This window comes from Sphingomonas faeni, assembly GCF_040407565.1.
Classification (GTDB): Bacteria; Pseudomonadota; Alphaproteobacteria; order Sphingomonadales; family Sphingomonadaceae; genus Sphingomonas; species Sphingomonas faeni_F.
In genome coordinates, this window is sequence record NZ_JAPZPR010000002.1 from 95,797 (window position 1) to 116,706 (window position 20,910).

A 20,910-nucleotide genomic window follows, 5' to 3' on the forward strand; every position below is an offset into this window, starting at 1 on the left:
TGGAGGCGAACATGACCAAACCATCGAGCGACATCGCCTTCACGCCCTCTGTAAAGGCGTTCCAGACCGCGCGCGGTTCGCGCGAAGCCTATGCCAAGCAGGAAGCGCGGGGCGGGTTCAACACCGTGATCGACGAGAATCTCGCCGAATTCCTCACCGAAATCGATACCGCGTATCTCGCCACCTCCAACGCCGCGGGGCAGCCCTATGCCCAGCACCGCGGCGGCCCGAAGGGCTTCATCCGCGTGATCGATACGAAGACCATCGGCTTTGCGGACTATGCCGGTAACCGACAATATGTCTCGACCGGCAACCTCGCCGACAACGACCGGGCGTTCCTGTTCCTGATGGACTATGCCAACCGCCGCCGCGTCAAGATCTGGGGTCGGGCGCGCGTCGTCGCGGATGATCCCGCCTTGGCGGCGGCGCTGATGCCCGACGGCTATCGCGCGCGGCCCGAGCAGGTCATCCTGTTCGAGGTCGAGGCATGGGACGTCAATTGTCCCCAGCATATACCGCAAAAGATCGATGCGGCCGCCGTCGCGGCAGGCATGGCGAAACGGGACGTGCGCATCGCCGAACTCGAAGCCGAACTTGCCGCCCTCAAACTACGATCAGGAACCCCATCATGAGCCGTCCGCCGCTGCCCCCCTTCACCGATGCGACCGCCGCCGACAAGGCGCGGCTGGCCGAGGACGCCTGGAACAGCCGGGACGCGGCCCGCGTGGCCCTCGCCTACACCCCCGACAGCCAGTGGCGGAACCGGGCGGAGTTCGTCACCGGGCGTGACCAGATCGAGGCGTTCCTCACGCGCAAATGGGCACGCGAGCTGGACTACCGCTTGATCAAGGAAGTCTGGACGCACGCCGCCAACCGCATCGCCGTCCGCTTCGCCTATGAATATCGCGACGACAGCGGTCACTGGTTCCGCGCGTACGGCAACGAGAACTGGCAGTTCGATGCCGACGGCCTGATGGAACGCCGTATCGCCAGCATCAACGAACACCCCATCGCCGACGCCGACCGCAAGTTTCATTGGCCGCTGGGCCGTCGTCCGGACGATCACGCCGGCCTGACCGAATTGGGGCTTTGATATGAAGACCAAGCGATTATGGCGGTTCCTGCTCGCCGCGACCATCGCGCTCACCGCGCCGTCGATGGCAAGCGCCGCCGCGCCGGTGCTTTCCACGACGTCAACGACGACCTTCCACAAGGTCCAGGTCGATGGCACCGGCGTCTTCTACCGCGAAGCGGGCCCCGCCGGTGCGCCGACGATCGTGCTGCTGCACGGCTTCCCGTCCTCGTCGCGCGAGTTCGACACGCTCATCCCGCTGCTGGCGACCCGCTATCACATCATCGCCCCCGACTTTCCGAGTTTCGGGCAAAGCGATACGCCGTCACCGACCGCCTATAGCTACACGTTCGATCATCTTGCCCAGACTACCAACGCGCTTCTGGAGCAGCTGAAGATCGACCGCTACACGCTGTATCTCCACGATTACGGCGCCCCCGTGGGATACAGGATCATGCTCGCGCATCCGGAGCGGTTGCAGTCGCTGATCATTCAGAACGGCAATGCCTATACCGAGGGCCTTGGACCCAAATGGTCGAAGATCGCCCAATATTGGGCAGACCCGAAAGCGCATCCCGAGGTGATCGACGCGTTCCTGTCGCTCGAAGCCACCAAGCAGCGCCATACCGCCGGTACGTCTCATCCGGAGCGCTACGACCCGGACGGCTGGACCGACGAATTCGCGCATCTTTCAATGCCGGGGCAACGCGAAATCCAGGCTGCCTCGCTGTACGACTATCGTACCAACACTGTCGCCTACCCCTTGTGGCAAGCCTGGCTGCGCACTCACAAACCGCCGACGCTGGTCGTCTGGGGCGCGAACGATCCATCCTTCATCGCCGCCGGCGCAAAGGCCTATCGACGCGACCTGCCAAACGCCGAAATCCATCTGCTCGACGCCGGCCATTTCGCGATGGACGAGAAAACCGACGAGATCGCCGACCTGATCCTAGACTTCATGGGACGTCGCGCAGGGTAACTTTCGGCCAGTGTCGCAGCATGATCCGGTCGCGTTACGCGTCATTATCCAGTTCGCATTCGGCTAGCGCTCGCGAATGAGCGGGTGATTATAAATCCGCGCGAACGGTGCCGGCGCCTGACCCTCTACCGGCCCCCGGTAAATCAGACCCAACTCTGATGATCCCAAATTTGGAGAGGCCGACGGTATCGACGTCCCTGCCTCATTCGGAAGAAGGATCTTGATCGTCGTGACACCTGGCGTTCTGACACCTGCCTTTTTGGAAACGTGTGGCGGGGACAATCGGCCGGCTGTCTTCCAACGGGATGAGATCCGCTCACTCGCAAATTCCGTATCCGCCCGAGCGAAAATGGCGACCACACCTGGTCGCCGTTAACGGTCAGCCGCCGAGACCGACGGTCTGCCCGCCATCGACGACGAGCGCGTGGCCGACCATGAACGCGGCGGCGTCCGAGCACATGTAGAGGACGGCGGCGGCGATTTCCTCGGGCTTGCCCATGCGGCCGATCGGCTCCTGCGCGGTCATTTTCTTCTGGCCTTCCTCGGTGCCGCCCGACACCCGGTCCATGATCATCGGCGTTTCGATGATGCCTGGGCAGATGACGTTCACGCGGATGTTGTCGCCGATATATTCGAGCGCGGCCGACTTGCTGAGCCCGATCACGCCGTGCTTGACCGCGACGTACCCGGCCTGGCCAGCGATCCCGACGACGCCGGCGCCCGATGAGGTGTTGACGATCGCGCCGCCGCCGCGCTTCTGCATCAGCGGGATCTGGTACTTCATGCACAGGAACACGCCGCGCAGATCGATCGCTGTCATGCGGTCGAAATCCTCCTCGCTGAGGTCCGCCAGCGGGATCTGCTGCTGCTCGATACCCGCATTGTTGAAGGCGATGTCGATGCCGCCAAAGGCCTCGACGGTCTTGTAGAGCGCGGCGCGGACGTCCTCGCTCTTCGAGACGTCGCAGGTGATGCCGACGGCGCTGCCCCCCGTGGCCTCGATCGCCGCGACGACCTCGGCAACGCCGTCACCGTTCAGATCGACGATGGCGACATGGGCACCGGCCTGGGCGAAGGCGATCGCAGTGGTGCGGCCGATACCGTTGGCGGCGCCGGTAATGAAGGCGATCTTGCCTGCGTAGCTCTGGGTCTGGTCGGCCATCTTGATTTCCTTTGCGCTGAGCAGCTTGTTCGCTGCGGACCCGGTCCAGAACGAAGTCGATCGATGCCGCTTCCATGAAATCCCCTCACCGATCCGATGCAGCACCTTCATGGGGCCGGCACGCCGCTGCGGTCGTTCCTTGCGGATAGATTTGAAGTCAGTTCCGGGATCCTCGCACATGAAGCCGCATATCATTTGTCACATGGCCAGCAGCATCGACGGCAGGATTCTGCCCGAACGCTGGACGCCGAGCGGCGCGCATTCGCATGCATTGTACGACGAACTGCATGGCCGGCTTGGTGGTGGTTCGTGGCTCGTCGGGCGCGTCACCGGCCAGGAATTCGCCAAGCGAGAGGCCTATCCCGATCGCCCCGAAGCGAAGTTTCCTCGGACGGCGTGGCTGCCCGAGACCAATGCCGGGGCGTATGGCATCGTTCTGGATGCGCAGGGCAAGATCGCCTGGGGACGAAGCGACGTCGGCGGCGATCCGATCGTCGTCGTCCTGACCAACGCCGTAGCCGACGCGCATCTCGCGGGGTTGCGCGAGGACGGCGTCGGCTACGTCTTCGCCGGCGAGACCGACCTCGACCCGCACGAGGTTGTCGCAACCCTCGCTGCTGAACTCGGGATCCACCGCCTGCTCCTCGAAGGCGGCGGCCATCTCAACGGCGGTTTCCTTCGCGGCGGCCTCATCGACGAGATCAGCCTGATGATCATTCCCGCGATCGACGGCGCATCGGGTGCTCCGGCCGTTTTCGATGGCTCTGGCGTGCCGACTTCGGAGCGGTTGCCGATCGATACCCTGGCTTTGATCAGTCACGAAGTCATGAACGGCGGGATCGTCTGGCTTCGGTATCGGATCACGCCAGCCTGACGGCATAGGGTTTTGCGGGCGCGTGCATGAGCAACGCTCACCAAGGCATCAACGTCTGGCCGAATTGTCGGTCGGTTCGTCTTCCCCTAAATTACGATTCGTCGCAGCCAACCGTTCGTCCCCGAACCGGCAAGGCGCGAGCGCCCGGATCCGTCGTGATCCCTCCTCACCGACGGGCCCGGGCGCATTTGACACACTCAGGAGAGCCATCATGGCAAGTCCCATCGCCGCGGTTGCCGAAACCGATGCCGCGCGCATCGACGATCAGCCCGCCCGCTGGGGCGCGGTCTACGCAATGGCGCTTTGCAGCTTCGTGCTCATCGCGTCCGAGTTCATGCCGGTCAGCCTGCTCAGCCCGATCGCGCAGACGCTGAACCTCAGCGAGGGCAAGGCGGGACAGGCGATTGCGGTATCCGGGCTGTTCGCGGTCATCACCAGCCTGTCGCTGTCCGCGGTTCTGGGCAGGATGGACCGGCGGATCGTCCTGCTCGTCCTGACCAGCATGTTGGTGCTGTCCGGTGCCATCGTCGCCTTCGCGCCGACCTATCTGGTGTTCATGGCCGGGCGCGCCTTGCTGGGTGTTGCGATCGGCGGGTTCTGGTCGATGTCCGCCGCGGTCGCGATGCGACTGGTGCCGAGCCAGTCGGTCCCGAAGGCGCTTGCGGTCATCAGTGGCGGCAATGCGCTGGCCACCGTGCTCGCGGCGCCGCTCGGCAGCTTTGTCGGCAGCCTGATCGGGTGGCGTGGCGCATTCTTCTGCGTGGTCCCCGTCGCGGTCGCCGCCGTGATCTGGCAGGCCGTGACGCTGCCGAGCCTTCCCGTGGCCGAACGGCAGAGCGCCCGCGGCATGTTTGCACTGCTCCGCCGTCCGCCCGTGGTGTTCGGCCTGCTGACCGTCGCCATGCTGTTCGTCGGGCAGTTCTCGCTGTTCACCTATCTCCGCCCGTTCCTCGAGCAGGTGACGCACGTCTCGCCGGCGATGCTGTCGATCATGCTGCTCATTCTTGGCGTGGCGGGGTTCGTCGGCACGGTCCTGATCGGCCGGGTGCTGAACGGGGGGCTGTTCCTCACACTCGCCGTGTTGCCCGCGTTGATGGCGGCCACGGCGGTGGCGCTGACGGTCGTCGGGACGTCGGTCGTCGCGGTCGGGATCCTGCTCGCGGTCTGGGGTTTTGCCGGCACGTCCGCTCCGGTGGCATGGTGGACCTGGCTGGCGCGTACCGTGCCCGACGAGGCCGAGGCAGGCGGCGGGCTGATGGTCGCGATCGTACAGCTTGCGATTACGCTCGGCGCGACGATGGGCGGCATCGTCTTCGATGCGGCCGGACCGCGCGCAGAGTTCCTCGCCAGCGCCGGCCTCTTGGCAGTAGCCGCCGTCGCTGCGCTGGCGATCGGTCGCGCACATCGCGGCGTGGCCGGGCACGCGGAGGCCGCGACTGCATGAAGCAGGCGCTGGCGATCCTGCGCTTCCTGCGCGACTGTGCCAATCGCGGGGAGCGGGCGGCGCTGGTGACGCTGACAGACGTCACCGGCAGCGCCGCGCGCGCGCCGGGCGAGCACATGGCGGTCGCTGAAAGCGGACGGTCGCTCGGATCGTTTTCGGGCGGGTGCGTGGAAGCCGCGGTGATCGCCGAGGTGCAAGAGGTGCTTGCCGACGGGCGGGCGCGACACGTGCGCTACGGTGACGGCTCGCGTTATATAGACATTCGGTTGCCCTGCGGCGGGGGCATCGACCTGCTGTTCACGCCGGCACCGGATCGCCGGCAGATCGATTGCGCCATCGCCGTTCTGGAACGGCGCGAGCCGCTTACGCTTCGGCTCACCCTTGATGGCGATCTGACTGCCGCCCGTTCGGATGAACACGATCGCACGCAATGGCGCGATACCGCGTTCATCGTGCGGCACGATCCGGTCCTGCGGTTGGTCGTGATGGGGCATGGCGCGGAACCCGCCGCGATGCTCGACATCGCCCGTGCCTATGGCGCCGAGGTCATGCTCTTGAGCCCGCAGAATTCGCTGGTGGAGGACGCACGGGAGAAGGGCTTGTCCGCCACGCTTCTCCGGTTGGTCGGCCGCGTCGACGGGTTGGTGGTCGATCCCTGGACAGCGGTCGTGACGCTGTTTCACGATCACGACTGGGAGGCCCCGCTGCTGCTTCAGGTCCTCGAACAAAACCCGTTCTTCGTCGGCGCAATGGGCAGCGTGCGCACGCACCTCGAGCGCCAGCGGCGCCTGCTTGATGCGGGCGCGATCCCGGGTGACATCGCGCGGGTCGTCGGACCGGTCGGTCTGATCAAGGCGACCCGCGATCCACAAACGCTGGCGCTCTCGATCATGGCACAGGTGGTCCAGGCATACGAAGCAGCGACCATGAGCCATCCTCATGGTTCCATTGAACAATATGCACGCTCCGAAGGCCGTGGCGGTGCGTTACAGTCCTCGACAATCTTCGATGCAGATCAGACCCTTACCGCGGACGCGCGGTTCGACAGGAAGGAAGACCAAGCCCATGCCCATGCCCAGCGTATCTGAAGTCGAGTTTTCGCGGCGCGGGCTGCTCGCGGGCAGCGCGGCGACTGCCGTGATCGTCGCATCGCCAGCTGGCGCCGTCGCCACGACACCGCCCAAGGCCGACGCCACGCCAACCATGCCGGTGCGCTTCAAGGTCAATGGCGAGAAGCGCGAACTCACCCTCGATCCGCGGACGACCCTGCTCGACGCGTTGCGCGAGCATCTCCATCTGACCGGCACCAAGAAGGGTTGCGATCACGGTCAGTGTGGCGCGTGCACCGTGATGGTCGACGGCGTCCGGATCAATTCCTGCTTGAGCCTCGCCGTGATGCACGAGGGCGACGAGATCACGACGATCGAGGGCCTCGGCACGCCCGACAAGCTGCATCCGATGCAGGCGGCCTTCATCAAGCATGACGGCTATCAGTGCGGCTATTGCACGCCGGGGCAGATCTGCTCGGCGGTCGCGGTCCTCGACGAGATCAAGCGCGGGGTTCCCAGCCATGCGCAAAGCAACCTGATGACCAAGCCGACCGCGACGAACGTCGAGATGCGCGAGCGTATGAGTGGCAACATCTGCCGCTGCGGTGCCTATTCCAACATCGCCGAGGCCATGGCCGAAGTCGCGGGAGCAAAAACATGAGAGCTTTCACCTATGAGCGCGCCAAGGATGCGAGCGGCGCAGCGCGTGCCGTCGCGGCAAACCCGGCCGCCAAGTTCATCGCGGGCGGGACCAACCTGCTCGACCTGATGAAGATAGAGGTCGAGACGCCGACGCATCTGGTCGACCTGCAGGATCTCGGTTTCGACAAGATCGAGGCGACGCGGGACGGTGGCCTGCGCATCGGCGCGCTGGTGACCAACACCAATCTCGCCGCCGACGAGCGCGTCCGCCGCGATTACGGCGTGCTGACCCGCGCGATCGTCGCGGGTGCCTCTGGCCAGTTGCGCAACAAGGCGTCGACTGCGGGCAATCTGCTCCAGCGCACGCGGTGCCCGTATTTCTACGACACCAACATGGCATGCAACAAGCGCAAGCCCGGCTCCGGGTGCGCCGCGATCGGCGGGTATTCGCGCCAGCTGGGTGTGATCGGTGTCAGCGATAGCTGCATCGCGACGTTCCCGGGCGACATGGCGGTGGCGATGCGCGTGCTCGACGCGGTAGTCGAGACCGTCGACGCGACCGGTCAGCGCCGTTCGATCCCGATCGCCGAGTTCCACCGGTTGTGGGGTGATACGCCCCAGCAGGATACCGTACTGAAGCAGGGCGAGCTGATCACCGCGGTGACGTTGCCGAAGCCGCTCGGGGGCAAGCATTTCTACGAGAAGGTGCGCGATCGCGCGTCCTACGCCTATGCGCTGGTGTCGATCGCCGCGGTGATCCAGCCCGATGGTACCGGACGCGTTGCGTTCGGCGGCGTGGCCCCCCGCCCCTGGCGGGTCGAGGCGGCGGACGCGCTGCTGCCACGCGGTGCCGCCGCGGTGACGGCGCGCGCGTTCCAAGGCGCGACGCCGACCAAGGACAACGCGTTCAAGCTGCCGCTTGCCACCCGCGCGCTGGCATCGGTCCTCGCCGAAGCGAAGGCATAAGCCCATGAAGTTCGAAACACCCGCCGCGACCAACCCGATCGACCGCATGAAGGTCGTCGGGCGCGCGCAAACCCGCATCGACGGCCCGCTCAAGACTACCGGGCTGGCACCCTACGCCTATGAGCACCGCGATGAGATCGAGAACGCCGCGTACGGCTATGTCGTCGCCGCAGCCGTCGCCAAGGGACGTATCAACGCGGTCGACACGACCGCCGCCAAAGCCGCACCCGGCGTCATCGCGATCGTGACGGCGGCCGACGTGGGCAAGCTCGGCAAGGGCAAGTTCAACACCGTCAAGCTGCTGGCCGGACCCGACGTCGATCATTACCATCAGGCGGTCGCCGTCGTCGTCGCCGAGACGTTCGAGCAGGCGCGTGCGGCCGCCGGTCTGGTCCGTGTCGATTACGCGCGGGGCAAGGGCCGGTTCGATCTCGACGCCGCATTGAAGACGGCACCGCTGACCGATGCGGAAAAGCCCGGCAAGGGCGAAGACCGGGTCGGCAAGTTCGAGACGGCCTTCGCATCCGCGCCGGTCAAGCTCGACGCCGAATACACCACGCCGGATCACAGCCATGCGATGATGGAGCCGTTCGCGTCGATCGCCGCCTGGAACGGCGATGCGCTGACCGTGTGGACGTCGAACCAGATGATCGACTGGGGTCGTACCGATCTCGCCACCACGCTGAACATGCCGAAGGAGAAGGTCACCTTCCTGTCGCCCTATGTCGGTGGCGGCTTCGGCGGGAAGCTGTTCCTGCGTAGCGATGCGGTACTGGCAGCGCTAGGCGCGCAAGCGGCGGGCCGCCCGGTCAAGCTCGCGATGAGCCGTCCGTTCATGGCGAACAACACGACGCATCGTCCGGCCACGCGCCAGCGCATCCGCATCGGTGCGGCCAAGGACGGCACGATCACCGCGATCGCGCACGAGAGCGGCTCGGGCGACCAGCCGAACGGCAGCCCGGAAGCCGCCGTCCTGCAGACGAACCTGTTGTACGCCGGCGCGAACCGCCTGACGTCGATGCGGCTCGCCGTGCTCGATCTGCCCGAGGGCAACGCGATGCGCGCGCCGGGCGAAGCCCCGGGCCTGATGGCGCTCGAGGTCGCGATGGACGAGATGGCGGAAAAGCTCCGCATGGATCCGATCGCCTTCCGCGTGAAGAACGACACGCAGGTCGATCCGAAGGACCCCAAGCGGCGCTTCTCGCAGCGCCAGCTGGTGCGCTGCCTGACCGAAGGTGCGCAGCAGTTCGGCTGGTCGCGCCGCAACGCGCAGCCCGGCCAGGTCCGCGACGGTCGCTGGCTGGTCGGGATGGGCGTGGCGTCCGCATTCCGCAATCACATGAACATGACGTCGGGCGCGCGCGTCCGGCTCGGCAAGGACGGCATCGTCACGGTCGAGACCGACATGACGGACATCGGCACCGGCAGCTACACGATCATCGCGCAGACCGCGGCGGAGATGATGGGCGTGCCGCTCGATACGGTCGTCGTGAAGCTTGGCAGCTCCGCGTTCCCGGTGTCGGCCGGGTCCGGTGGCCAGTTCGGCGCCGCCAACTCGACGGCAGGGGTCTATGCGGCTTGCGTCAAGCTGCGCGAAGCCGTCGCGCAGCGGCTCGGCTATAATTCGGCCGATGCGGTGTTCGACGGCGGCAAGGTCGTGAGCGGCAATCGCTCCGCCGATCTTCGCCTGGCGGCGTCGGCCGGCGAACTCGTTGCCGAGGACAAGATCGAATACGGCACTCTCGACAAGAGCTGGCAGATCTCGACCTTCGGCGCGCATTTCGTCGAGGTCGGCGTCGACACCTATACCGGTGCAACCCGCCTGCGCCGGATGCTGGCGGTCTGCGCGGCCGGGCGGATCATCAATCCGACATCGGCACGCAGCCAGGTGATCGGGGCGATGACGATGGGCGTCGGCAGCGCGCTGATGGAGGAACTGGCGGTCGACAAACGGTTCGGCTTCTTCGTCAACCACGACCTCGCGAGCTACGAGGTGCCGGTCCATGCCGACATCCCGCACCAGGACGTGATCTTCCTCGACGAGGCGGACGACAAGGCCAATCCGATGAAGGCCAAGGGTATCGGCGAACTCGGCCTGTGCGGCGTCGGCGCGGCGATCGCCAACGCCGTGTACAACGCGACCGGCGTCCGCCTTCGCGACTATCCACTGACCCTCGACAAGCATCTCGACCGGTTGCCGGCGGTGGCGTGAGCCACGCCGCACGGGGCGGCTGTATTTACGGCGAATGGGAGACAAGACGATGATACCCGAGAAGACCGCCCTGTTGCTGATCGAGTACCAGAACGACTTCGTGAGTGAAGGCGGTGCGCAGCATGATGCGGTGAAGGCAGTGATGGCCGACACCGACATGCTGGCGCATAGCCGGGCCGTTGTGGAGCAGTCGCGTGCGCGCGGCGTGACCGTGATGCACGCACCGATCAGCTTTGCGGACGGCTATCCCGAGATGCCGTCCGACCCGTACGGCATCTTGGCCGGCATCAAGCAGGCGAACGCGTTCCGTAAAGGCACCTGGGGCGCGGCTATCGCCGATGCGATGTCGCCGGTCGACGGCGACATCGTGATCGAGGGCAAACGCGGCCTCGACTGTTTCGCCAGCACCAATATCGATTTCATCCTGCGCCAGCGCGGCATCACCGATCTGGCGATCGCCGGCTTCCTCACCAATTGCTGCGTCGAGTCGACGATGCGCTCGGCCTATGAGCGCGGCTTCCGCGTGGTCACGTTGACCGATTGCACCGCGACGCTCAGCCCCGAGGAGCAGGAAGCTGCGGTCACGAAGACCTTCCCGATGTTCTCGATCCCGATGACGCACGACCGGTTCCTGGCCGATCTGGAGACTCCTGCATGAAGTTCGACACGCCCGCAGGCACGACGCCGATCGACCAGTTGAAGGTCGTGGGGCGCGCCCATCCTCGCGTCGAAGGTCCGCTGAAAACCACGGGCACCGCGCGCTATGCGGCCGAACATCACGACGTCGCACCGGGTGTGGCCTATGGCTACATCCTGGGCGCGGCGATCGGCAAGGGACGGATCGAGCGTATCGACACGACAGCCGCGCGCGCCGCACCCGGCGTCACCGCGATCGTCACGCATGAAAATTCGGGCCCGATCGGCAAGGGCGAGTTCTACGTCCAGCGTGTCCTCGCCGGGCCAATGGTCGATCATTATCACCAAGCGGTCGCGGTCGTCGTCGCCGATACGTTCGAACAGGCGCGCGCCGCGGCGGCCCTGATCCGCGTCACCTATGCACGCGGCAATGGTCGCTTTGATCTCGCCGCACAGAAGCCATCGAGCCCGATCGCGCCGAAGGAAGCGTTCGGCGGCCCGAGCGAACTGTCGGTCGGCGCCTTCGCGACCGCGTTCGCCGGTGCCCCGGTCAAGGTCGACGAGACCTACACCGTCCCCGATCAGGCGCATGCGATGATGGAGCCGCATGCAACGATCGCGCGGTGGGATGGCGACAGGCTGACCTGCTGGACGTCGATCCAGGCGATGAATTGGGGCTGTCGCGATCTAGGCCTGATCATTGGCACGCCGAAGGAGAATATCCGCCTGCACTCCGCCTTCATCGGTGGCGGCTTCGGCGGCAAGGGCACGACGCAGAGCGATCTCGCGCTGGCTGCGCTCGCCGCGCGCGTATCCGGGCGGCCGGTCAAGCTGGTGCTGCAACGCACGTTGATGTTCAACAACACCATCCACAGGCCGAAGACGATCCAGCGGGTCCGGCTGGGCGCGGCGAAGAATGGCAAGCTCCTCGCGATCGGTCATGACAGCTGGTCGGGCAATCTGGCAGGTGGCCGTACCGAGCCCACCACCCTGCCCACCCGGCTGATGTACGCCGGCGAGAACCGCCTGCTGCGGCGCTATCTCGCCCCCCTCGATCTCGCCGAGGGCAACGCCATGCGCGCGCCGGGCGAGGCACCGGGTATGATGGCGCTTGAGGTCGCGATGGACGAACTGGCCGAGAAGCTCGGCATGGATCCGGTCGCGCTGCGGATCGCCAACGATACGCAGGTCGATCCCGAAAAGCCCGAGCGGCGTTTCTCGACCCGGCCGTTCGTGCAGTGCCTGCAGGAGGGCGCCGAGCGGTTCGACTGGAATGCGCGGGTCGCGAAACCCGGTAGCCGGCGCGAAGGGAAATGGCTGATCGGCATGGGTATGGCCAGCGCGATCCGCGGCGCACCGATCATGAAGGCGGGCGCGCGCGTGCGGCTCGGCAAGGACGGTCGCGTGACGGTCGAGACCGACATGACCGATATCGGCCAGGGCAGCTACACGATCGTCGCGCAGACCGCCGCCGAGATGATGGGCGTGCCCCTCGATCACGTGACCGCAAAGCTGGGGGACTCGACCTTCCCAGAAACCCCCGGCTCGGGCGGTCAGGCTGGCGCGGCGTCGACCACGGCGGGCGTATATGCAGCCTGCGCCAAGCTGCGCGACCTGGTGGCGCAGCGGATGGGCTTCAACACGACCGACGTGATGTTCGCAGACGGCCGCGTCAGTTCGGCGGGCCGTTCGGTCGCGCTCGCCGACGCGGCCAAGGATGGCGAGATCGTCGCCGAGGACGCGATGGAATATGGCGACCTGAGCAAGCAGTATGCGCAGCAGACCGTCGGCGCGCATTTCGCCGAGGTCGCCGTGGACGCCTATACCGGTGCGGTGCGTGTCCGCCGCATACTCGCGGTTTGCGCGGCCGGGCGAATCCTCAACCCGACCACCGCGCGCAGCCAGGTAATTGGCGGCATGACGATGGGTATCGGCGCCGCGCTGATGGAGGAGATGGCGGTCGACACCCGCTTCGGGTTCTTCGTCAATCACGATCTCGCCGGGTACGAAGTGCCGGTTCACGCGGATGTGCCGCATCTCGAAGCGCATTTCGTCAACGAGGTCGACGCGACCATGTCGCCGCTGAAGGCAAAGGGCGTCGGCGAACTGGGCCTTACTGGCGTCGCGCCGGCTATCGCCAACGCGGTCTACAACGCGACCGGCGTACGGGTGCGCGAGTATCCGCTGACGCTCGAGAAGCACCTCGCCGGCCTGCCCGAACTCGCGTGACGCCCGGTAGCGAGTCAGCCTTGTTGGATGCGTACGGCCAACCCGCCACGACGGCGACCAACACCGTGGAAGCCAGTAAAGGCAGCGCCCGCGGGGTATCGGCAATGACGAAGATCGACATCGATGCCGGGACCCGCCAGTGGACCGCGCAGATCGCGGACAGCCCATCGGCACGCGACTTCCTCGCGCAACTCCCGCTCGACCTGACGTTGACCGATTATGCCGCGACGGAAAAGATCGCCACACTGCCCCGGCCACTGACTCGCGACGGTGCACCGGCCGCGGTCACGCCTCGCGCGGGAGAGATCGGGTATTATGCGCCGTGGGGGAACATCGCGCTGTATCACAAGGATGGCCCGCGCTCGCCGGGCCTCGTGCTCCTCGGTCGGATCGACGAGCTCTCCGCCGATCTAGCCAGCCCGGGCGATGTCCAGGTCACCATCCGACGGCACGACGCTGCTCCCGAACAAAATTGAGGCCCGATCACGAAAGCTTCCTCCTGACTCCCGGCGTGCAGATACTGCAGACCGCCGATACTGACGGCGCCGAGCCCCTCGCGGGTAGCGTTTCAGCAGGTCGGCGACGATGACAACGTCCAGACCCTGATCGCAGCCTCACAGCGCAGGATACCCTATGCCGACCAGTCGATCCGATCTTGCCGACCTCACCTATTTCCTCGCAATCTCCCGGCATCGAAGCTTCAGGCTTGCCGGGCTTGAACTGGGGGTCAGTGCGTCGGCGCTCAGTCATGCGTTGAAGGGGCTCGAGGCTCGGCTCGGTGTCCGCCTGTTGCACCGCACCAACCGCAGCGTCACGTTGACCGCAGCCGGCGAGGAACTGCGCGACAAGGTGGCCGAGCCCTTCGGCACGATCGATCAGGCGGTCGAGGGCCTCAACCGCTATCGTGACGCGCCAACCGGACGGGTTCGACTCAACGTGGCCGCGGAAGCCGCACCATTGCTGCTGGCGCCGATCATGCCGGTCTTCATCGAGCGATATCCCGATATCGAGGTCGACATCGCCGCGCTGGACCAGATGACCGACGTGATCGACGACGGCTTCGATGCCGGGATCCGGTACGGCGGAACGGTACCCGAGGATATGGTGGCGCAGCGCCTGTCGGGCGAGCTTCGCTGGGTGGTGGTCGCGTCCCCCGCCTATCTCGAGAAATTCGGCGTTCCACAGCACCCGTCCGATCTGGAACATCATCATTGTCTCGGGGTCCGCCTGGGCAATGCCCACATCTATCGGTGGGAGTTCGAAGGTCCCGAGGGCGAGTTCTCCGTCCCCGTGCCGAGCAAAATCCTCGTCAACGGCGGGCGGGCCATGCTCGCCATGGCGCTTGCGGGAACCGGCCTGATGTACGGGATGGAAGCGTCCTTCGCTCCCCATCTCGCGCGGGGCGAACTGCGGCTGGTGCTCGAGGACTGGGCAACGATGGGCCCCGGCTATCACGTCTATTATTCGAGCCGTCGCCAGGTGCCGACCGGCCTGAGGCTGCTGATCGAGCTCATCCGCGAGATGCGACCGCTGGGGCTCTGAGACGGATCGACATTCAGCCACTTACCTCGTCCACCTCGCTGTCGAGCGTTCCAATCGCGACAGCGACGATCCGTGCCGCGAGCGCCTGCCGGGCGGCGAGGGGGTGCCCCGCCACCACGCTTACCAGGACACGCGGCATGGCTCAGTCGCCCTTGAAGACGTCGCGCGCCACCTGGATCGCGGTCATCGCGGTCGGCCAGCCCGCATAGAAGGCGGTGTGCGTGATCGCGGCAATGATCTCGTCCTGCGTCAGGCCGTTCTCGATCCCCTTCTTGAGATGGAAGCCGAGTTCGTTGTGACGATACAGTGCCGCCAGGTTCACGATCGTGACGAGGCTGCGGTCGCGCGGCGACAGCGTGTCGTCCGCCCAGACGTCGCCGAACAGAACCTTGTCGGTAATTTGCGCGAGCTTGGGTGCGATATCGCCGAAGGTGTCGCGGGCGTTGGTCGGTTCGTCTGCCATGTGTTCTTTTCCTGTTCACAACTATTGAAGACCAGCGCGGGTCGAGGCACGACGCGCTGTCGATCGTCAGATAATGCCGCCGGGTACCGCAGATTACCCGGCTTTCCGTACATGCCCCGATGACCCTGATTCATCGATCGTCGGGTCATCAACCGAGGGGCCGTAACTCCCGGATGAGATCGAGAAGCAACCGAAGCGGGACCGGTACCTGCCGCCGGCTGGAATAATAGAGATGAAATCCGGGGCCGGTCGTCGACCAGTCCTCCAGCACAAGCCGAAGGCTGCCCTGTGCGATGTGGGGGGCGAAGGCTGGTTCGGTCCCGTACATCATGCCCGCGCCGTTAATCGCCATCGCCTGCATCGTCGGCGTTTCGTTCACCGTGACGCGGCTGGGCAGCGCGATCGCGAACTCTCCTTCGGGGCCTTCGAATTCCCACTGATAGATACGGTCGTCCCCAAGCCGCACGCCGAGGCAGCGATGATCGCGCAGGTCCTCCGGCCGCGTCGGCACGCCGAACCGCTCGAGATAGCCGGGGGACGCGGCGACGACCCAGCGCAGGTCCGGCGACAGTCGCTGTACGATCATGTCCTCGGGTACCGTGCCGCCATAGCGGATCCCGGCATCGAACCCCTCGCCGACGACATCGACCAGACGGTTGCTGGCGACGATGTCGACGACGATATCGGGATAGCGATCGAGAAACACTGGCATCACCGGCCCGAGCAGCAACGTGGCCGCGTCCGCCACGACGTTGAGACGGATATGCCCCGCCGGCTTGTCGCGGAACCGGGCAAGGTTCTCGACCGCCTGCCCGATCGCCGCGAACGGCGCGTCGATCGCCCCGAGCAGCTCTTCGCCGGCGGTGGTCAACGTGACCGATCGGTTCGTACGGTTGAACAAGCGTACGCCGAGACGTCCCTCAAGTGCCTTTAACGAGTGGCTTAGGGCGGACGCGCTCACCCCCATCTCCAGCCCGGCAAGGCGGAAATTGCGGTGCCGGGCGATCGCGAGGACATAGGCGAAGTCGGCGAGATCCGCCCTGTTGGGCAACATCGCCTGGACGATTTGCCGATCGTCGTGCCCGCTCAGCGTTGCGGCCCCCTGAATTGCGCGTCGGTGACAGGCTCGAGCCAGGTCACATTCTGACCCGCAAGCGTCTCGCTGATCGCGAGATGGCTCATGCCCGTCATGGTCGTCGCCCCGTGCCAGTGGCGCACCCCCGGTTTCACGTAAACGGTGTCGCCCTGACAGATCCGGGCTACGGGCCCACCGTCTTTCTGAGTCCAACCGCACCCTTGCGTGACGTAAAGCGTCTGGCCCGCCGGATGCGTATGCCAATTGCTCCGCGCGCCGGGCGAAAAGCCGACCAGCGCGGTTCCAGCCTGTCCGGGGGGCGTGGGGCTCGTCAGCATTCGCACGGTGACGCGACCCGTAAAGGTCGTGGCCGGGCCAGGTTTGGCCTCGACGGAATCGCGTCGCACGACGGTCTGGGCCTGTCCAACCGATGCCCCGGCCAGCAGCGTCACCGCGATCGTCAGCGACCGCAGCCACTCAGCTCGCATATTGGTCATCCGTCACCGGTTCGAGCCAATCGACATTCTTGCCGTCGACGGTTTCCGTGATCGCGATATGGCTCATCCCGGTCGTTGCCGTAGCGCCATGCCAATGCCGTTCGCCGGCATCGAAATACACCGTATCACCGGGGTCGACGTCCTCGCGTGGCTCGCCCTCACGCTGAACCCAGCCCTTGCCCGCGGTGATGACGATCGTCTGGCCAGCCGGGTGCGTATGCCACACCGTACGCGCGCCGGGCGCGAACGTCACGACCGCAGTGGACGCACGGCCCGGCGGATTTGGCTGTGCCATGTTGTCTATGCGGACGGTGCCCGAAAAATTGGCGGGAACCTGGCCCGTCATCGACGGCGTCGATGCATTGCGCGTGATCTTCATGGATAACTCCGATCGCAGTATGATGCACCCACACAACGCACCGCCGGACTGAGAGATCATTGAGGCAGGTTCATTGCAGCAGTGAATGACCGGCGTATAGTCAGGACTGTCTCGCACGCTGACCTGGGCACGCCGGCCTGCGCTGACGAGCCGATCGCGTGGATCGAGCGATGCTTCCTCGTACCGTAGGAAGCTAAACGGCGTGGATTTCGGTCGACGCGATGCATGTGCGGCTTGCCGGCCGCTACCCGGTGCCGCGGACGTCGCGCGCATGTCGGGGCTGGCGGCCGCGACGCTTGGAGTTAGCACGACGTTGCGGGTCACGGCGATCGGGGCGGAAGGGTCGCTGCTGGATGTTGACGGGCGTCGACGAACGGCGCAGCCAATAGGCGGTCGGCGAAGCCGGTGGTCGGTTCGCGAACAAACCAAGGGGGCGACCGTGATGAAGACGGGCTTTTTTTCAGCGGTCACCGTTGCACTCGCTTTGCCTGCCGCGGAGGTGCGCGCCGATCCGCCCGCCAAGATCACCGGGCTCGGCGGCGTGTTCGTGACCAGCAAGGACCCGAAGGCGTTGGCCGCCTGGTACCGGGATGTACTCGGCATCCACCTCGAATCATGGGGAGGTGCCATCTTGCGCTACGATGCAGCGGGCCATCCGCCGATGGCGCTCTGGAACGCGATGCCGCGAAACAGCGATGAAATCCTGCCGTCGCACCGGGAGTTCATGATCAATTTTGCGGTCGACGACCTTGATTCCTTTGTGAAGCAGTTGGAAGGCAAAGGTGTGACGATCCTGAAGCGGCAGCAGGACGAGACCGGCAAGTTCGCCGCCGTTCTCGACCCGGACGGGACCAAGATCGAGCTTTGGCAACCACCGGTTAGATGACCCACTCCGGGACGTCCCCGTCTGTCCTGTCGCCTGCCGCTACGGACATTCGTTGATGTCGACGCACGTCCATCCGAATTGGGTGGGCCATATGTCAGTTGGCGTTGGTGATCGGCCGAAACGGACCTAAGGTGCCGACATGACAGATTTCCGGGGCACATCGGAACTTGCAGGGAGGACGATCGCGTGAAGAAACTCTTGAACAGCCATTATCTCCGGACGGGCGTAGCGCCGTTGGCCCTGCTCATTACCGGCCAGGCGCAGGCCCAGACCGCACCGGTCGACGCTCCCACTCCGGCCACCAGCGCCGCGCAACGCGCCGCGCCCGATGCGGGAATCGTCGATCCCGACGCGCAGGCGGGCGAGGACATCATCGTCGTCGGCACCTCCGGCGGCGGCACGCGTCGGCAGGACGCGGCGTTCGCGGTCACCACGCTCAGCAACGACGCGATCGAGCGCGCTGCACCGAACAGCACCGCCGACCTGCTGCGCACGGTGCCCGGCGTGATGGCGGAAAGCTCGGGCGGCCAGAACGGCGCGAACATCTTCGTGCGCGGCTACCCGTCGGGCGGCGATGCGCAGTTCGTAACGTTCCAGCTCGGCGGCGTGCCGATCTTCCCGCCCTCGACGCTGTCGTTCCTCGAAAACTCGCAGCTGATCCGCCTCGACGAAACGGTGCAGCGGGTCGAAGCGGTTCGCGGCGGCACGGGGTCGCTGTTCTCGAACGGCCAGCCCGGCCTGACGGTCAACGTCGTGCCACGCATTGGCGGCGACACGTTCAAGGGTTTCGCCAAATTATCCTACACCGACTATGACGAAGCGCGCGGCGACGCCTGGGTCTCGGGTCCGCTCGGCGGCAACACCAGCTTCATGGTCGGCGGCTATTACGCGCAGGGCAACGGGATCCGCGATCCGCGCTACCGCGCCGAAAAGGGCGGGCAGGTCACCGCCAACATCCACCACGACTTCGACGACAATCGCGGCTCGGTCGAGGCGTATGTGCGCTATCTGAACGATCACGGCCAGTGGCTGCTGCCGATCCCGATCGTGCAGAACGGCAGCAAGATCAGCGAATATGCCGGGTTCGACGCCGGCACCGGTACGCTCGCCGGTCCCGAGACGCGCGTCACCACCAACGTGGTCGGGCGGACACTCGATCTGGCGCAGGGTCGCGGTGCCAAGGTGATCAACACCGGCTTCACCTTCGACTACGAGATCGCCAATGGCCTGCGCGTACGCGAGCGGTTGAGCTACCTCGGCGGCAATGCGGATACGGTCGGCCTCGTTCCCGCCGACGCGCCGACCGCGGCGTCCGCGCTGGCGGTCGCGCTGGGCGGGGCGAATTCGACGATCACCAGCCTGACCTATGCCAATGGCGGCGGCGCGATCGCCACCGGCGCCGCAACGCCGTTGATGCGCGCCGGTATATGGGAAGTCCGCAAGAAAATCAGTTCGTTCGTCAGCGACAGCGCGCTCGAATGGACCGCCGGATCGAACAAGCTGACCGGCGGCTTCTATTACGCGAACTACACGACGCGCGACAACTGGGCACTCGGCAACCAGATCCTGCTGACCGCGACGCCCAATGCCCGCGTCGTCAACATGACGCTCAACGGCGGACGCGCCGCGACGTTGCGCGGCTTCACCAACGGCCCGACCTTCCTCGTCAACGCGGCGTATGACGGCAACGACTATGCGCTGTACGGCGTCGACGAACTGCAGATCACGCCCGAACTGCGCCTCGACGGTGGCGTGCGCTGGCAGCGGCACGAGGTGACCGGCCTGATCCGGACGCCGGCCGCCGCGGCGGTCAATCTCGATGGCAACGCCGCGACGCTGTACGACAATGCCGTCGCGGTCATCGGCGATGCCAAGCAACTCGACTATGGCGATTCCAAATGGTCGTGGACCGCCGGCGCGAATTACGACTTCACGCGCACCGTCGGCGTGTTCGCGCGGTACAGCCGGGGCAACAGCTTCCCGGCCTTCGACAATCTGCGCGAGGGGCTGACCATCGTCGCGAAGGTCGACACCTACGAAGGCGGGATCAAGGTCTCGTTGCCGTGGCTCAACCTGTACGCCACCGGCTTCCACAACACCTTCGACGGCTTGGCGACGACGCAGATCATCAACAACGTGCCGTCCACCCAGACCGGCGGCGCCAAGGCGACCGGTGTCGAACTCGAGGGGACTCTCAAACCGTTCCGCGGCTTCAGCCTGAATGCATCGGGCACCTATCTCGACGCCACCTACCAGGACTTTTTCTCGAACAACGGGCTGATCGACAACACCGGCAACCGCGTCCAGCGTCAGCCGAAATGGGGCTGGCGCGTCACCCCGGCCTATGAGCTCCCGATCGGCAGCCTACGTCCCGCGCTGTTCGCGACGCTGCAATATACGGGCGACCGGTTTTCCGATCCGGAGAACAACCAGCTGCTCCCGCATTTCTATCAGCTGGACGCCGGCGTCTCGGTGGACGTGTTCGATCATGTTCGGCTGCAGGTCACCGGCAACAACCTGACCAACGAGATCGGCCTGACCGAGGGGAACCCGCGGATCATTGGTTCGCAGGGAACGGGCCCGATCCTGGCCCGGCCGATCCTGGGCAGGTCGTTCCGCTTCAGCGCTGCCGTCAATTTCTAGGACACCGCAGACGCCCTCCGGATCGCCGTTCCCCTCTCCCATCCGATCCGGAGGGTGCTGTATTCCGCGGCAACCGTCGCGCTACACCCGGCACAAACGCCATTTACGAGAGCGGGGCCAGTCCACTTGACGCCAGCCCCGTCTCCTCGGACTAACGGCA

Annotated in this window: 21 protein-coding genes; 15 read left to right on the plus strand and 6 right to left on the minus strand. The window is 65.7% G+C overall.

Translation table 11 applies throughout. The features are described 5' to 3' along the window. Window positions 1-11 precede the first annotated feature (11 nt). Genes O6Y00_RS04885 through O6Y00_RS04895 form a run of 3 tightly spaced genes read left to right on the plus strand, consistent with a single transcriptional unit; the run spans window position 12 to window position 2,051 of the window. A complete protein-coding gene (locus O6Y00_RS04885) occupies window positions 12-632 on the plus strand; it encodes a pyridoxamine 5'-phosphate oxidase family protein (RefSeq protein ID WP_353441480.1) in 621 nt (206 codons plus the stop codon). After that, window positions 629-1,093, plus strand: a complete 465-nt coding sequence (locus O6Y00_RS04890) for a nuclear transport factor 2 family protein (RefSeq protein WP_353441481.1) — start codon at window positions 629-631, stop codon at window positions 1,091-1,093. Before O6Y00_RS04885 ends, O6Y00_RS04890 begins: the two co-directional genes overlap by 4 nt. A 1-nt stretch (window position 1,094) precedes the next feature. Further along, on the plus strand, window positions 1,095-2,051 hold the full coding sequence (locus O6Y00_RS04895) for an alpha/beta fold hydrolase (protein ID WP_353441482.1): 957 nt from the start codon (window positions 1,095-1,097) through the stop codon (window positions 2,049-2,051). Between the two features lie 379 nt (window positions 2,052-2,430). Here the strand turns inward: O6Y00_RS04895 and O6Y00_RS04900 are convergent, their stop codons facing one another. Continuing rightward, complete coding sequence (locus O6Y00_RS04900) at window positions 2,431-3,324, minus strand: glucose 1-dehydrogenase (RefSeq protein WP_353441483.1); 894 nt, start codon at window positions 3,322-3,324, stop codon at window positions 2,431-2,433. 67 nt (window positions 3,325-3,391) lie between these two features. On the opposite strand from O6Y00_RS04900, the gene O6Y00_RS04905 reads away from it, so the two are divergent. The 10 genes from O6Y00_RS04905 (at window position 3,392) to O6Y00_RS04950 (ending at window position 14,807) form a co-directional block, all read left to right on the plus strand. Next, window positions 3,392-4,087, plus strand: coding sequence for a dihydrofolate reductase family protein (locus O6Y00_RS04905; RefSeq protein ID WP_353441484.1), 696 nt, complete (start codon window positions 3,392-3,394; stop codon window positions 4,085-4,087). Between the two features lie 211 nt (window positions 4,088-4,298). After that, window positions 4,299-5,531, plus strand: a complete 1,233-nt coding sequence (locus tag O6Y00_RS04910; protein ID WP_353441485.1) for an MFS transporter — start codon at window positions 4,299-4,301, stop codon at window positions 5,529-5,531. Then, window positions 5,528-6,619 carry an XdhC family protein gene (locus tag O6Y00_RS04915; protein WP_353441486.1) on the plus strand — a complete coding sequence of 364 codons (1,092 nt, stop codon included), beginning with the start codon at window positions 5,528-5,530 and terminating at the stop codon, window positions 6,617-6,619. The genes O6Y00_RS04910 and O6Y00_RS04915 overlap by 4 nt, the downstream gene beginning before the upstream one ends. After that, window positions 6,603-7,241 (plus strand): aldehyde dehydrogenase iron-sulfur subunit PaoA, encoded by a 639-nt coding sequence (gene paoA / locus O6Y00_RS04920; RefSeq protein ID WP_353441839.1) that lies wholly within the window; start codon window positions 6,603-6,605, stop codon window positions 7,239-7,241. Before O6Y00_RS04915 ends, paoA begins: the two co-directional genes overlap by 17 nt. Next, window positions 7,238-8,188 carry an FAD binding domain-containing protein gene (locus O6Y00_RS04925; RefSeq protein ID WP_353441487.1) on the plus strand — a complete coding sequence of 317 codons (951 nt, stop codon included), beginning with the start codon at window positions 7,238-7,240 and terminating at the stop codon, window positions 8,186-8,188. Before paoA ends, O6Y00_RS04925 begins: the two co-directional genes overlap by 4 nt. Before the next feature lie 4 nt (window positions 8,189-8,192). After that, complete coding sequence (gene paoC, locus O6Y00_RS04930) at window positions 8,193-10,400, plus strand: aldehyde oxidoreductase molybdenum-binding subunit PaoC (protein WP_353441488.1); 2,208 nt, start codon at window positions 8,193-8,195, stop codon at window positions 10,398-10,400. A 49-nt stretch (window positions 10,401-10,449) separates the two neighbouring features. After that, window positions 10,450-11,058: a cysteine hydrolase gene (locus O6Y00_RS04935; RefSeq protein ID WP_353441489.1), complete on the plus strand. Its 609-nt coding sequence runs from the start codon at window positions 10,450-10,452 to the stop codon at window positions 11,056-11,058. Next, entirely contained in the window at window positions 11,055-13,265 is a 2,211-nt protein-coding gene (paoC, locus tag O6Y00_RS04940) for an aldehyde oxidoreductase molybdenum-binding subunit PaoC (RefSeq protein ID WP_353441490.1), read from the plus strand. The genes O6Y00_RS04935 and paoC (O6Y00_RS04940) overlap by 4 nt, the downstream gene beginning before the upstream one ends. Window positions 13,266-13,369: 104 nt before the next feature. Further along, window positions 13,370-13,741, plus strand: coding sequence for a cyclophilin-like fold protein (locus O6Y00_RS04945; RefSeq protein WP_353441491.1), 372 nt, complete (start codon window positions 13,370-13,372; stop codon window positions 13,739-13,741). Window positions 13,742-13,898: 157 nt separating this feature from the next. Beyond that, on the plus strand, window positions 13,899-14,807 hold the full coding sequence (locus tag O6Y00_RS04950) for a LysR family transcriptional regulator (RefSeq protein WP_353441492.1): 909 nt from the start codon (window positions 13,899-13,901) through the stop codon (window positions 14,805-14,807). 13 nt (window positions 14,808-14,820) lie between these two features. Here O6Y00_RS04950 and O6Y00_RS04955 read toward each other — a convergent pair whose 3' ends face one another. The 5 genes from O6Y00_RS04955 to O6Y00_RS04975 form a co-directional block, all read right to left on the minus strand. After that, entirely contained in the window at window positions 14,821-14,946 is a 126-nt protein-coding gene (locus O6Y00_RS04955) for a hypothetical protein (RefSeq protein ID WP_353441493.1), read from the minus strand. Between the two features lie 3 nt (window positions 14,947-14,949). Further along, complete coding sequence (locus O6Y00_RS04960) at window positions 14,950-15,270, minus strand: carboxymuconolactone decarboxylase family protein (RefSeq protein ID WP_353441494.1); 321 nt, start codon at window positions 15,268-15,270, stop codon at window positions 14,950-14,952. 148 nt (window positions 15,271-15,418) lie between these two features. After that, window positions 15,419-16,324, minus strand: a complete 906-nt coding sequence (locus O6Y00_RS04965) for a LysR family transcriptional regulator (RefSeq protein ID WP_353441495.1) — start codon at window positions 16,322-16,324, stop codon at window positions 15,419-15,421. Window positions 16,325-16,356: 32 nt separating this feature from the next. Next, window positions 16,357-16,842: a (R)-mandelonitrile lyase gene (locus tag O6Y00_RS04970; protein WP_353441496.1), complete on the minus strand. Its 486-nt coding sequence runs from the start codon at window positions 16,840-16,842 to the stop codon at window positions 16,357-16,359. Further along, entirely contained in the window at window positions 16,823-17,221 is a 399-nt protein-coding gene (locus O6Y00_RS04975; protein WP_353441497.1) for a (R)-mandelonitrile lyase, read from the minus strand. The genes O6Y00_RS04970 and O6Y00_RS04975 overlap by 20 nt, the downstream gene beginning before the upstream one ends. Window positions 17,222-17,492: 271 nt before the next feature. Here O6Y00_RS04975 and O6Y00_RS04980 point away from each other — a divergent pair, with 271 nt between their 5' ends. Then, entirely contained in the window at window positions 17,493-18,107 is a 615-nt protein-coding gene (locus tag O6Y00_RS04980; RefSeq protein WP_353441498.1) for a VOC family protein, read from the plus strand. A 186-nt stretch (window positions 18,108-18,293) separates the two neighbouring features. Beyond that, window positions 18,294-20,750: a TonB-dependent receptor gene (locus O6Y00_RS04985; protein ID WP_353441499.1), complete on the plus strand. Its 2,457-nt coding sequence runs from the start codon at window positions 18,294-18,296 to the stop codon at window positions 20,748-20,750. Window positions 20,751-20,910 lie beyond the last annotated feature (160 nt).